11 protein-coding genes are annotated in these 11,807 nt (G+C 71.1%); 7 read left to right on the top strand and 4 right to left on the bottom strand.

Annotated features, from left to right (window positions below):
* Positions 1-102: 102 nt before the first annotated feature.
* Entirely contained in the window at positions 103-1,308 is a 1,206-nt protein-coding gene (locus AADR41_RS28755; RefSeq protein WP_342284314.1) for a cytochrome P450, read from the bottom strand.
* Between the two features lie 209 nt (positions 1,309-1,517).
* Entirely contained in the window at positions 1,518-2,531 is a 1,014-nt protein-coding gene (locus AADR41_RS28750) for a DUF1259 domain-containing protein (protein ID WP_342284313.1), read from the bottom strand.
* 195 nt (positions 2,532-2,726) lie between these two features.
* Here AADR41_RS28750 and AADR41_RS28745 point away from each other — a divergent pair, with 195 nt between their 5' ends.
* Both AADR41_RS28745 and AADR41_RS28740 read left to right on the top strand, forming a co-directional pair.
* Positions 2,727-3,911, top strand: a complete 1,185-nt coding sequence (locus AADR41_RS28745; protein WP_342284312.1) for a DUF2786 domain-containing protein — start codon at positions 2,727-2,729, stop codon at positions 3,909-3,911.
* A 116-nt stretch (positions 3,912-4,027) separates the two neighbouring features.
* Positions 4,028-6,202, top strand: coding sequence for an FUSC family protein (locus AADR41_RS28740; protein ID WP_342284311.1), 2,175 nt, complete (start codon positions 4,028-4,030; stop codon positions 6,200-6,202).
* 19 nt (positions 6,203-6,221) lie between these two features.
* On the opposite strand, the gene AADR41_RS28735 is transcribed toward AADR41_RS28740, so the two are convergent.
* Entirely contained in the window at positions 6,222-6,722 is a 501-nt protein-coding gene (locus AADR41_RS28735) for a hypothetical protein (RefSeq protein ID WP_342284310.1), read from the bottom strand.
* 253 nt (positions 6,723-6,975) lie between these two features.
* On the opposite strand from AADR41_RS28735, the gene AADR41_RS28730 reads away from it, so the two are divergent.
* Positions 6,976-7,218, top strand: coding sequence for a DUF397 domain-containing protein (locus tag AADR41_RS28730; RefSeq protein WP_037690973.1), 243 nt, complete (start codon positions 6,976-6,978; stop codon positions 7,216-7,218).
* 60 nt (positions 7,219-7,278) lie between these two features.
* Here the strand turns inward: AADR41_RS28730 and AADR41_RS28725 are convergent, their stop codons facing one another.
* Complete coding sequence (locus tag AADR41_RS28725) at positions 7,279-7,797, bottom strand: ATP-binding protein (protein ID WP_342284309.1); 519 nt, start codon at positions 7,795-7,797, stop codon at positions 7,279-7,281.
* Positions 7,798-8,105: 308 nt separating this feature from the next.
* Here AADR41_RS28725 and AADR41_RS28720 point away from each other — a divergent pair, with 308 nt between their 5' ends.
* From AADR41_RS28720 to AADR41_RS28705, 4 genes are all read left to right on the top strand, one after another.
* A complete protein-coding gene (locus AADR41_RS28720) occupies positions 8,106-8,987 on the top strand; it encodes a helix-turn-helix domain-containing protein (RefSeq protein WP_342284308.1) in 882 nt (293 codons plus the stop codon).
* Between the two features lie 54 nt (positions 8,988-9,041).
* Positions 9,042-10,499 (top strand): aldehyde dehydrogenase family protein, encoded by a 1,458-nt coding sequence (locus tag AADR41_RS28715; protein ID WP_342284307.1) that lies wholly within the window; start codon positions 9,042-9,044, stop codon positions 10,497-10,499.
* A 100-nt stretch (positions 10,500-10,599) separates the two neighbouring features.
* On the top strand, positions 10,600-11,151 hold the full coding sequence (locus AADR41_RS28710; protein WP_342284306.1) for a DinB family protein: 552 nt from the start codon (positions 10,600-10,602) through the stop codon (positions 11,149-11,151).
* Between the two features lie 18 nt (positions 11,152-11,169).
* The gene (locus AADR41_RS28705) at positions 11,170-11,790 is read left to right on the top strand and encodes a PadR family transcriptional regulator (protein ID WP_342284305.1); all 621 of its coding nucleotides are present in this window, start codon (positions 11,170-11,172) and stop codon (positions 11,788-11,790) included.
* Positions 11,791-11,807 lie beyond the last annotated feature (17 nt).

The following is an 11,807-nucleotide window of genomic DNA, read 5'->3' as shown; positions in this document are numbered from 1 at the left end:
CCCCCCCCCCCCCCCCCCCCCCCGGCCGGCGGCCCGGAACGGTCCCGGTTGCCGCCGGCCGGGGGCCGACGCATCATCGATGACGGCTGTCGGAGCGCCCGGTCACCAGGTGACGGGCAGTTCGAGGGGATAGCGCCAGATCGACGTCCTGTTCCAGCGCACCTCCTCGGCCGGAGCCGCCAGTTTCAGCGCGGGGAAGCGCTTCAGCAGCGTCCCGATGGCGATCTGGAGTTCCGTGGCCGCGAGCGGGGCACCGAGGCAGTGGTGCCCGCCCCACCCGAAGGTCATGTGGGACGGTCCCTGCCGCTCCAGGTCCAGCTCGTCGGGGCGGTCGAACTTCCGGCCGTCGCGGTTGGCCGTCAGATAGGAGACGTGCACGATGTCCCCTTCCCGGATCCGTACGCCGCTCAGCTCCACGTCCTCCAGGGCGACCCGGGGGATGCCGACGCCCTTGCGGAAGGGGATGAAGCGCAGCAGCTCCTCGATGGCCTGCGGGAGCATCTCGGGGCGGTCGCGGACCATGGCGAGCTCGTCGGGCCTGGTGAGCAGCGTGTAGGCGATGTTCCCGATCTCGTACGTGGTGGTGTCCTGGCCCGTGATGAGCAGGACCATGGCCATGACGGTCAGTTCCTGGTCGTTGAGGATCTCGTCCCCGTCGCGGGCGGTGGCCAGCGCGCTGATCAGGTCGTCGCCCGGGTCGGCGCGCCGCTCGGCGGTCAGCGTCTCGAAGTAGGAGCGGAGATCGGCCTTGGCGCGTACCGCGGCGGGCTTGTTCTCCACGGTGGTGTCCATCATCGTCCGGGCGTGGGCGCGCAGTTGGGCGCGGTCGGCCTCCGGGATGTCGAGGACCTCGCAGATGGTGGTCAGGGGCAGCGGGGCGGCCAGATGCTCGAACAGATCGGCCGGGGCACCGTGCTCCTCCATCCGGTCCAGCAGCTCGTCGACCACGTGCTGGGTGCGCACCCGCATGCGCTCCAGGTGGCGGGGGGCGAAGCCCTTGGAGATCAGGCTGCGCAGCCGGCTGCTTCCCGGCGGGTCCATCACGTTGATCGCCTCGTCCTGCACGATCGGTTCGGGGGTCATGCGCGGGAAGTTCCGGCCGATGATGGCGGTCCGGCTGAAGCGCCGGTCGGTGGTCACCGTACGCACGTCGTCGTAGCCGGTGACGAGCCATGCCTCGCCGTCGCCGTGCGGGAGGCGGATGCGGGAGACGGGCTCTTCGGTCATCAAGTGCCTGAGCACCGGGTCGAATTCGAGGGCCTCGGCGTAGTCGAACGGGCAGTGCCGTGCGCCGGCTACTGGTTCCATGCGGAGCTCCAGAGGGGGATCTGACGGGTGGTTCACGAAATCGCGGGCCTGGACGGGACATGGGTGCCCGGTCGTCCTCCGGGCCACGCGCCGCCCCGGGCCGATTGGTCCATATGCAGAACGGATCGGACGACGCCGGTCGCTGGACCGGCGCAATCCGGTCCGGCGGCCGGCGGGGACGGGCCGTGACCGTCGGCCGGTGACCGGTCTCAGCCGCCCGGTACGACGTCGGTGGCGTCCACCGCGCGGCGCAGCGTACGGGCGAGCCGCACGCCGTCGTCCACCGCCCAGAAGTGGGTGAAGAACAGGCGGGGATCCTCCGACAGATGGTGGTTGTGCAGTTCGACGAGCTTGATGCCGCCGCGCCGCAGCGCCTTCAGTACGTGCGGGACCTCGTCGGCGCGCATGACGCAGTCGCCGCTGAGCGCGGCCCGGCCGCGGCCGACCGGCTGGAAGTTGAACGCGCTGGTCGAGCCCAGGCCGGGCGGCAGGATCAGATGGCCGTCCGCGACGGTCTCGCGGCGCACGAAGAGGATCTTGTAGAGCCCGTCCTCGACGGAGCCCTTCGCGCCCAGCGCCGCCTCCATCCGGGCGATGTCCAGGTCGACCGGGGTCGACCGGTTCGGGGCCACCGCGGGCGGGGTGCCGGTGCGGTCGAATCCCGCCCGCAGCCCGCGGGCCAGGGCCACCGCGTCGTGGCCGTGCCCGTGGACATGGGCCCACCAGAGGTCGGGGGTCTGGGCGAGCAGGTGCTTGTGGAGCGCGGTCTGCTCGATCCCGTGCGCCTGCCACGCGTCGATCACGTGCTGGAGTTCGTCCTCGGTGACCACCACGTCGCCCATGACCATCGTGCTGCCGTCGGCGTAGCGGACGAAGGCCACGTGCGTGCCCAGTGCCAGCCCCGGGGTGACGACGACGCCGTCGGAGACCACCAGCAGATCCTGCCGGGGAAAGCCCGTGTGGTACATCGTGCCGCGCAGCATGTTGCCCTCGCGGCCCAGCGTCTTCGCGACGCCCGCCCAGTCGCCCAGGTCCGTCGGTACCGGCTTCACCAGCTCTCCGTGCCCCGCCCCGGTCGTCCCGGCGGGCAGGGTGCGGGCGGCGGCGTCGGCGGGGCTCGCCGCGGCCAGTACCGGCGCGAGCGCGGCGGCTGTCAGCACGCGCCGCCGTGACGTGATCGCCCGTGTGCCGCCCGGGCCCTGCTGCCGGTCTCCGGTCATCATCCGATCGCCTCCATTGATCGCCTTCATGGCGAGATGAAAGCATGTGAAATCATGATGAAAGGATGAAAGCGGATACATCGTCAGCGGGTGGGCCTGTATGGACTAAGCGCGCTTTCCGGCCGGCCCGGTGGGACCGACCGTCCGCGGGGTCCGGCCGGTCGTACCCCGCCGCACCACCCTGCCTACCCTGACCCCATGGAACCGGTGATCGACCAGGCATTCGCGGCGGCCCTCTACTCGGACGGCGACGCCGGTCTCGACACCGGCGCCTCCCTGCTCGCCGCCGACCCGGCGGCCGACGCGGAACTGTGCCGACGCGGTGAGGAGTTCGTCCGCCGGGCCTGGGAGCGCGGCTGGCAGCCCGCCGATGTCGTACGCCTGGTCCGCCGCGACCTGGACGGGACGGCGGCCGGACTCGCCGCCGGGCTGATCGTCTCGGAGACCGCCCGGTACGAGCGGCTGCCGCCCCGCTGGCAGGGCCAGCTCGACGCGCTCCCCGCCGCTCCGCCCCGCAACCGGCCGGACCGCTTCTCCTATGCCACCGCCGTGCTCGGCCTGTACCGGCTGCTGCTCCGGCTCCCGTCGGTCGAGCCGGTCGGGCCGCCGCCCGGCACCTCCCCGCACGGGCTCCACCTGCCGCCGGCGCACGACGAGCCCCGGATGCTGACCCGGATCCGCGCCCTGCTCGCCAAGGCGGAGGCGACCGGCTTCCCCGAGGAGGCGGAGGCGCTCACCACCAAGGCGCAGGAGCTGATGGCCCGGCACTCCATCGACGAGGCCCTGCTCGCCGCCCGTACGCACAGCAAGGAGGCGCCGGGGGCGTGCCGGATCGGGGTGGACGCGCCGTACGAGACGGCGAAGGCGATCCTGCTCGACGCGGTCGCCGCCGCGAACCGCTGCCGTGCGGTGTGGAACAGCGACCTCGGCTTCTCCACGGTGGTCGGCTTCGAGCCGGACCTGGAAGCCGTGGAGCTGCTGTACACCTCCCTGCTGGTCCAGGGCACGGCGGCGATGACGAAGGCGGAGGCGGGCCAGCGGGCCGGCGGACGCAGGCGGACCAAGACGTTCCGGCAGTCGTTCCTGATGGCGTACGCCCAGCGGCTGGGCAGCAGGCTCGCCGCCGACACCGCCCGCGTCACCGCCGCCGCCGGGGCCGGGGCCGGACCGGCGGGGCCCGGCGACCCCGCACTGCTCCCGGTCCTCGCCGCCCGCGACATGGCCGTCACGGACACCGCCGGGCGGATGTTCCCCGAGACCACGACCACCCGGGTCCGGGGCGCCACCGACCTGGACGGATGGACCCACGGCACGGCGGCGGCGGACCGGGCCCGGATGGGCGGGAACGGCCCGGAGCTCCGGGGCGGCCGGGGCGACCGCTGAGGGATCGGCAAGGACCGCGGGACGCCCCCCGACCGCAGCCGGGACGGCCTCCCCGCCCGGCCATGTCCCACTCCGGACAACTCGGGCCAATCGGTAATTCCGGTTAGGCTCTCGGCATGAGCTGGCTCCGGGCGCTGAAGGAGACCGCCCGCTCGGGGCTGTCGATCGAGCGGCGCCGTCTCGAACCGCTCATCGCGGTCCGCGGTGCGGCCGGTCTCGCCCTGGTCATCGGGGTCGGCCTCGCGTTCTTCGGCCCGGTGGTCGCCGCGAGCTCCGCGTTCGGCGCGTTCCAGGCGGCCATCGCCACCTTCCAGCGCAGCTGGCGCCCCCGGCCCGTACTCGCCCTGGTCTCCGGGGCGAGCCTCGCCGTGTCGACGTTCCTCGGCTATCTCACCGGCTCCCGGCTGCCGCTCTTCCTCGCCCTGCTGGTGCTCTGGACGTTCGTCGCGGGACTGGCCTGGGCGGCGGGCCCGACCGCCGGCATCATCGCGGCGTCCAACGTGGCGATCATGATGGTCACGGTCACCCTGCCCACCTCCGTCGCCAACTCGGCCGTGCACGCCGTGATGATCCTGTTCGGCGGAATCGTGCAGGCGGCGCTGATCGTCCTGTTCCCGGTACGCAGATGGGGCGCCCAGCGCGACGCCCTCGCCGACGCCCTGGCCGCCGAGGCCGACTACGCCCGGCGGCTGCGCCACGACCCGCTCGCCCCCTTCGACCCGGTGCCGCTGATGACGGCCCGCAGTGCGGCGGCGGTCACTCCGCGCCAGGCCCGCCGCCGGCCGCCCGAACTGCGGGGCTCCCGAGGGGTCGCGGAACGGATCAGACCGGTGCTCGCCTCGCTCGCCGACCCGTCCCTGGGCGTGCCGGACGAGGGGCCGGAGCGGGAGAGGGTCCGTGAGCTGCTGGCCGCCGCCGGATCGGTGCTCGACTCGGCGGCCCGCGCGATCCGGCACGGCGACCCGGTCGAGCTGGCCCCGTCCGCCGTCGCCACGCTGAAGACCCCGGACACCGGAACGCTGCTCACCGGCCCGCCGCTCCGAGCCGCCGACCGGCTCGGCGCCCTGCTCTCCGACGTCATCGAGACGGCCGAGGGCGAGGGGACGAAGGAACAGGACGCCAGGGCGGAGGAGGCCGCCGAGGCCATCAAGACCTCCTCGGTCGGAACACCCCCCGCCCCGCACCGCCGCCGCCCCACCCTGCTCCGGCTGGTCCCCGTCGTCGGCAGGGCGATGCGCGCGGAGCTGCGCCCGGGGTCACCGATCCTGCGGCACGCCGTCCGGGTGTCCGTCGTCGCGGCCGTCGGCTACCTCATCGGCACCGCGCTGCCGTTCGGCCACGGCTACTGGGCTCCGATGGCCGCCGTCATGGTGATGCGGCCGGAGTTCTCCCAGACCTACGGGCGGTCGGTGGCCCGGTTCGGCGGCACGATCGTCGGCGTCTCGCTCGCCACCGCGATCGTCCAGACCGCCCATCCCGGAGTGACCACGGCCGCGGTGCTCTCCGTGTTCTGCGCCCTGCTGATGTACCTGCTGATGGGCACGGGGTACGTGGTCGGCCAGGCCTGCGTCTCGGCGTACGTCGTCTTCCTGCTCGGGATGGCCGGCGACGACTGGTCGCAGACCGTGCTCGAACGGGTCGTCCTCACCCTGGCGGGCGGCCTGCTCGCGATGACCTCGTACGCCCTGTACCCGGCCTGGGAGACCCCGAGGCTGCGCGGCAGGCTCGGCGACTGGCTGAAGGCGGACGGGCGGTACGCGGCCTCGGTCGTCGACCAGTACGCCGAACCGGCCGAGCGCGGCCACGACGACGTGCGCTCCGCGCTGCTCGACACCCGGGAGGCCCGGGTCGCCTGGCAGGAGGCGCTGGCCACCGCCCAGCACGAACCGGTGCGCAACCGGGGCCTGTCCCGCGCCGCCGCCGACGAAACCCAGCACGCGCTGGCCCAGCTGGGCCGGGCCGCGATGCTCCTGGAGGCCCACCTGCCGGGCGGCAACGCCACCCCCGAACCGGACGCGGCGCGCCTGGCCGAGGCGTTGCGCCGGGCCACCGAGCAGGGGGCGAAGGCGGTGCGGGAGCGGAAGGTGCCGGACTGGACCGAGGTGCGCGAGGCGCTGGCGGAGTGGGACGCACGGCAGCTCGCGGACGAGGAGCGGGCGGACCCCTTCGTACGGGAAGGGGCCCATCTGCTCCTCGAAGCCCTGGAGGAGTTCTCCCGGGGACTGGACGGAAAGCCGAAGCCGAAGGCGGAGCCCGGGGCGGTCAACTCGCCCGGGAACGAAGCGGGTTGACCGGACCGGGCGCCGGGCGTCAGGGAGCCGTGGTCGGCAGGTCGGCCAGGTCCGGCAGACCGGACGGCAGGGCGCCCGGGTCGGTCTTGGCCAGGGTGTCCTCGATCCCGCCGGCCCAGGAGACCACGACGGTCTTTCCGTCGTTGGACTCGACGGTCCCCGCGGTGCGGTCGTCGCCGCCGTCGACACACTTCAGCGTGAGCGTCACCTTGCCCGTGCCCTGCACGGTGCCCGTGCAGGCGCGCTGTTCGGTGACGAGCGCGGCCTTGCCCGACGACACCGACAGGACGACCGCCTTGCCACCGGTCCTCCCGGCCCAACCGCCTTCCAGCGCCGCCGCGTTCGTCGCGGACCCGTTGTCGTCGCCGGACGACTCGCCGGACGATCCGCCGGGCTGGTCCGAGGCGGTGGATCCGCTCGGTGTGCCGCTCTTCTCGCCGTCGCTGCCGCAGCCGGTCAGTGCCGCGGCGGAGAGGATTCCGGCAGCGATCACCACGCCGGTCCGTATGAGCCTGTGCATCTGTAATTCCCCCTTGTTGACGAAAGACCGGGCCAAGTTATCAGCGGGTCGCGGCGGGATGGAGAGCCCGACCCGGGGTAGACGCAGCCGAAACGGCGTCCGGTGCGTCTGTACATACGGAGTAAAGCTGTAATCGCGAGAACACCCCGCGTGCACGTGCATCCGCGCATGCATCTGCGCATGCAGGGAAATTTGAACAGAGCTATGATCCGAGACAGTTGACACTTGCACCTTGCAACTCGGGGAGCGTCCTGTGCACCACGTGTACAACGGCATGGCGGCCACAGAGCTTCGCGGAGTCGTCTGGCAGAAGAGCAGACACAGCAACTCCCAGGGTTCCTGCGTGGAGTTCGCGAAACTGCCCGACGGAGATGTGGCGATGCGGAATTCGCGCCACCCCGACGGGCCGGCGCTGGTCTATACGCCGGCCGAGATAGAGGCACTGCTGCTCGGTGTGAAGGACGGGGAGTTCGACCACCTCATAGCGGGCGGCTGAGCGCTCCCCGCGGGCCGGTGTCCGGCCCGGACCGCCGGCCGCTCGTCGCGGCCGGGCGGATCAGATGCCGTCGGTGAGCCGGAACAGCGCCCAGACCACCTTGCCGCGCGACGACGCCGGCGCGTTCGGGCCCTCGGCCACCGGCGAGGGATGCCAGCCCCACGAGTCGCTGAAGGACTCCACGAGGAAGAGGCCGCGGCCGGATTCCGCGCAGTCCGGTGCCTCGGAGGCGATCGGGCTCTCCTGGCTGGGGTCGCGCACCGCACACACCAGCCGCGAACTCCAGCGCATCAGATGCAGCCGTACCGGGGGGTCCTGGGACTCCGGTCCGGCGTTGTCCGAGGGCAGGGCGTGCCGCAGGGCGTTGGTGACGAGTTCGGAGACCACCAGTGCGACGTCGTCGAACCGGTCGGCGAGCCCCCATCCGGTCAGCGTCGTCCGGGTGAACCGCCTTGCCCCGCCCACGGCTTCGTAGCGGGCGGGCAGTGTGCAGGTGGCCGATCCGGAGACGCCTGAGGGATCGATGGGGGGAAGCCCCTGCCGTAACGGCGCGAGCATCGTCGATCCATTCGTCCCCATGCGAGGCACTCCCGGGATTCGCGGCTGTATCAGAACTGCGGGGGGTACAGCGGCACAACACGAACGAGCACGCAGGTGCGCGAGCCCCATGGTTCCCAATGCGCAGGGCAGATGCAAGGGCAGATGCACGTGCACGCGCCTGACCTGTCCGAACCCGTGCCGGTTCTTGGTCATTTCTTCCTGCGCGTATTCTCACAGCTTTCTGGAAGGCTTCTCATTTCCGTAATCGAATGAGTACGGGCTGAAGCGTTTTGGTGGCAGAATCCGGCACTTGGGGTTCAGGGGGGAGCCCCGATGCCAGGGAAGCGATGGGGAGGACCGGGCCAGTGACGGCAGGCGAGTCGAGTGGATCTGTGGTGCGGCGCATCCTGCTGGGCTCGCAGCTCAGGCGGCTGCGCGACTCGCGCGGTATCACCCGTGAGGCGGCCGGCTACTCGATCCGGGCCTCCGAATCGAAGATCAGCCGCATGGAGTTGGGACGGGTGAGCTTCAAGGCCAGGGACGTCGAGGATCTGCTCACGCTCTACGGAGTCACGGACGAGGCGGAGCGCGATGCCCTGCTCGGCCTGGCCCGGGAGGCCAATGTGGCGGGCTGGTGGCACAGTTACGGCGATGTGCTGCCCGGCTGGTTCCAGACATACGTCGGACTGGAGGGAGCGGCATCGCTCATCCGGGTGTACGAAGTCCAGTTCGTCCACGGGCTGTTGCAGACCGAGGCGTACGCGCACGCGGTCGTCGCCCGGGGCATGGGCGCCGCGCCCGCCGTCGAGATCGACCGCCGGGTGGCGCTGCGGCTGGAACGTCAGAAGGCCCTCGTCTCCGAACGTGCCCCCCATCTCCACGCCGTACTGGACGAGGCGGCGCTGCGTCGGCCGTACGGCGACCGCGAAGTGATGCGCGGGCAATTGCGGCATCTGATCGAAATGTCGGAACAGCCCAACATCACTCTCCAGGTCATGCCCTTCAGTTTCGGCGGGCATGCCGGCGAGAGCGGTTCTTTTACGATGCTGCGATTCCCGGAATCCGATCTGTCGGACATTGTCTATTTGGAGCAGCTGACAAGTGCGCTCTATCTGGACAAGGCCGAAGATGTCGCTCAGTACGAAAAGGCCATGGTGCGGCTCCACGAGGACAGCCCGGGGCCCGAGGAGAGCCGCGATCTGCTCCGTGGTCTACTCCAACTCACCTGATTCGTCAGTACGATGGCGGTTCGACGGGAGTTGCACCTGAGTCAAGGGATCTGCATGTCCTTCTTCTACGAGCTGGCCGACCAATACATCGACGGTGAGTGGCGGACCGGAACCGGCTCGTGGGACATCATCGATTTCAATCCCTTCGACGGGGAGAAACTCGCCGCGATCACCATTGCCACCGTGCAGGAGGTCGACCTGGCCTACCGCGCCGCGGAACGCGCCCAGCGCTCCTGGGCCACCACCGGAGCGTACGAGCGCCGCGAAATCCTGGAACGTGCCCTGCGCATCACCGGGGAACTGCGCGACGACATCGTCGAAGCGATCATCGACGAACTCGGCGGCACCCGGGTCAAGGCGGAGTACGAGGTCCGGGTCGCCGAGGAATTCCTGCGTGACGCGATCCGTCGGGCGCTGCGCCCGCCCGGCAGTCTGCTGCCCGCCCTGGCGGACGGCAAGGAGAACCGTCTCTACCGGCTGCCCGTCGGCGTCATCGGTGTGATCACCCCGTTCAACTTCCCGTTCCTGGTGGCGATGAAGTCCGTCGCACCGGCCCTCGCGCTCGGCAACGCGGTCGTCGTCAAGCCCAACCAGAACGCCCCGATATCCGGCGGCACCCTGATCGCGAAGATCTTCGAGGACGCCGGACTGCCCGCCGGGCTCCTCAACGTCGTGATCACCGATGTCGCCGAGATCGGCGACGCGTTCATCGAGCATCCCGTGCCCCGGGTGATCTCGTTCGCCGGCTCGGACCGGGTCGGCCGCCATGTCGGCGCGGTCGCGGCCGGGCACTTCAAGCGGACGATCCTCGAACTCAGCGGCAACAGTGCCCTGGTGGTGCTGGAGGACGCGGACATCGACTACGCGGTCGAGGCCGCCGTGCACAGCCGCTTCGTCTACCAGGGGCAGGTCTGCATGGCCGCCAACCGGATCCTGGTGGACCGCCGTGTCGAGCAGGAGTTCACCGAGGGGTTCACCGCCGCGGTGGCCGCGCTGAAGACCGGTGACCCGCGCGATCCGGAGACCCGGATCGGCCCGGTCATCAGCACCTTCCAGGCCGACGCGCTGACCGCGCTGGTCGACCAGGCGATCGCCGAGGGGGCCACCGCGCTCGTCCGGGGCCGGACCCGCGGCAACCTCGTGGAGCCGACCGTGCTCACCGGGCTCCCCGACGGCTCACCGCTGCTGTCCCAGGAGATATTCGGCCCGGTGGCGCTGCTGATGACGTTCGACGGCGAGGACGAGGCCGTACGGATCGCCAACGACACCCCGTACGGGCTGAGCGGCGCGGTGCACACCGGCAGCACCGAACGCGGGGTGCGGTTCGCGCGGCGGATCGCCAGCGGGATGTTCCACGTCAACGACTCGACCGTGCAGGATGATCCGCTGGTGGCGTTCGGCGGGGAGAAGTCCTCCGGCCTCGGCCGGCTGAACGGCGAGGCGACCGTCGAGGCCTTCACCACCCAGCGGTGGATCTCGGTCCAGCACGGCCGGACCGCCTTTCCCTTCTGATTTCCGTGCCTCCTCGTCATCGAGGACAGAAGCTGACCGCATCGGGCCGTAGCTTGTTCGGTGTCAGGCAGAACCGGCACAAGACATCGAGGCGGTCATCATGGTCACTCACGTTCCCTCGGAAACCCCCGGCGACGAGCGCGGCATGCTCCTCTCCTTCGTCGAGGCCCAGCGCGGGGCGATCCGGCGCTCCCTGATCGGACTGACGGAGGAGCAGGCGGCGAGCCGCCCCAGTGTCAGCCGGCTCTCCCTCTCCGGGCTGCTGAAGCACGTGGCCGAGACCGAGCTGAACTGGTTGCGGATGGCTCAGCAGCAGCCGAACGAGGGCGCCCGCGTCGAGGAGACCTGGGCGGACAGCTTCCGGCTCGTCGGCGACGAGACCGTGGCGCAGATGCTGGAGTTCTGGGACGGCATCGCGGCCGAGACCGAGAAGTTCATCCGCTCGGTGCCCGACATGAGCGACACCTTCCCGCTGCCCGAGGCCCCCTGGTTCCCGAAGGGGGAGCGGTGCTCGATGCGGTGGCTGCTGGCCCATCTCGTCGAGGAGATCGCCCGGCACGCCGGGCACGCCGACATCATCCGGGAGTCCCTGGACGGCCGGACCGCGTTCGAGCTGATCGCCGAGGCGAAGGGCTACTCTAATCAAAGTTGAGTAGAAGAGGTGCGTGAGATGTCCGCGATCCGGCTGCTGGTCCTCTGCGCCGTGCGCCAGCACGGCCGGGCGCACGGCTATCAGGTCCGCAACGACCTGGAGTACTGGGGCGCGCACGAGTGGTCCAATGCCAAGCCCGGGTCGGTCTATCACGCACTGAAGCAGATGGCTAAGCAGGGGCTGCTGCTCGCGCACGAGACCGCCCCGAGCACGGCGGGCGGCCCGCCCCGTACCGAGTACGAGATCACCGGGCGGGGCGACGAGGAGTACTTCAGGCTGCTGCGCGCGGCGCTGACCTCGTACGACCAGAAGCCGGACGTGCTGTCGGCGGCGCTCGGCGGGATCGTCGACCTGGAGCGGGCCGAGGCGGTCGCGCTGCTCAAGGAGCGGGTCGCCGGTCTCGCGGCCTGGCGGGCCACGGTCACGGAGTACTACACGCCTCAGGACGGGCCCGAGTCGATCGGCCACATCGGCGAGATCATGAACATGTGGGTCCACTCGGCGGACGCCGGGGCCGAGTGGACGCGCGGGCTGATCGCCCGCATCGAGGGCGGGGCGTACACCTTCGCGGGGGAGGGCGAACCCTTCGTCGGAGTGCTCGCCGAGGGGCAGGAGAACCCCTACGCGACGGGGCGCTGAGCCCGATCGGCCAGCCG

Origin of the sequence: Streptomyces sp. CLV115 (assembly GCF_038448545.1) — a bacterium.
Classification (GTDB): domain Bacteria; phylum Actinomycetota; class Actinomycetes; order Streptomycetales; family Streptomycetaceae; genus Streptomyces; species Streptomyces sanglieri.
The sequence above is the reverse complement of the archived record's forward strand: the minus strand, read 5'-3'. Positions and strand labels throughout refer to the sequence as shown.

Bases quoted from the DNA above. Each gene is read 5' to 3' on its own strand.
- AADR41_RS28745 (WP_342284312.1), top strand. From the start codon at position 2,727: ATGGAACCGGTGATCGACCAGGCATTCGCGGCGGCCCTCTACTCGGAC.
- AADR41_RS28725 (WP_342284309.1), bottom strand. From the start codon at position 7,797: ATGGGGACGAATGGATCGACGATGCTCGCGCCGTTACGGCAGGGGCTT.
- AADR41_RS28755 (WP_342284314.1), bottom strand. From the start codon at position 1,308: ATGGAACCAGTAGCCGGCGCACGGCACTGCCCGTTCGACTACGCCGAG.
- AADR41_RS28705 (WP_342284305.1), top strand. From the start codon at position 11,170: ATGTCCGCGATCCGGCTGCTGGTCCTCTGCGCCGTGCGCCAGCACGGC.
- AADR41_RS28710 (WP_342284306.1), top strand. From the start codon at position 10,600: ATGGTCACTCACGTTCCCTCGGAAACCCCCGGCGACGAGCGCGGCATG.
- AADR41_RS28735 (WP_342284310.1), bottom strand. From the start codon at position 6,722: ATGCACAGGCTCATACGGACCGGCGTGGTGATCGCTGCCGGAATCCTC.
- AADR41_RS28715 (WP_342284307.1), top strand. From the start codon at position 9,042: ATGTCCTTCTTCTACGAGCTGGCCGACCAATACATCGACGGTGAGTGG.
- AADR41_RS28740 (WP_342284311.1), top strand. From the start codon at position 4,028: ATGAGCTGGCTCCGGGCGCTGAAGGAGACCGCCCGCTCGGGGCTGTCG.
- AADR41_RS28720 (WP_342284308.1), top strand. From the start codon at position 8,106: ATGGGGAGGACCGGGCCAGTGACGGCAGGCGAGTCGAGTGGATCTGTG.
- AADR41_RS28750 (WP_342284313.1), bottom strand. From the start codon at position 2,531: ATGATGACCGGAGACCGGCAGCAGGGCCCGGGCGGCACACGGGCGATC.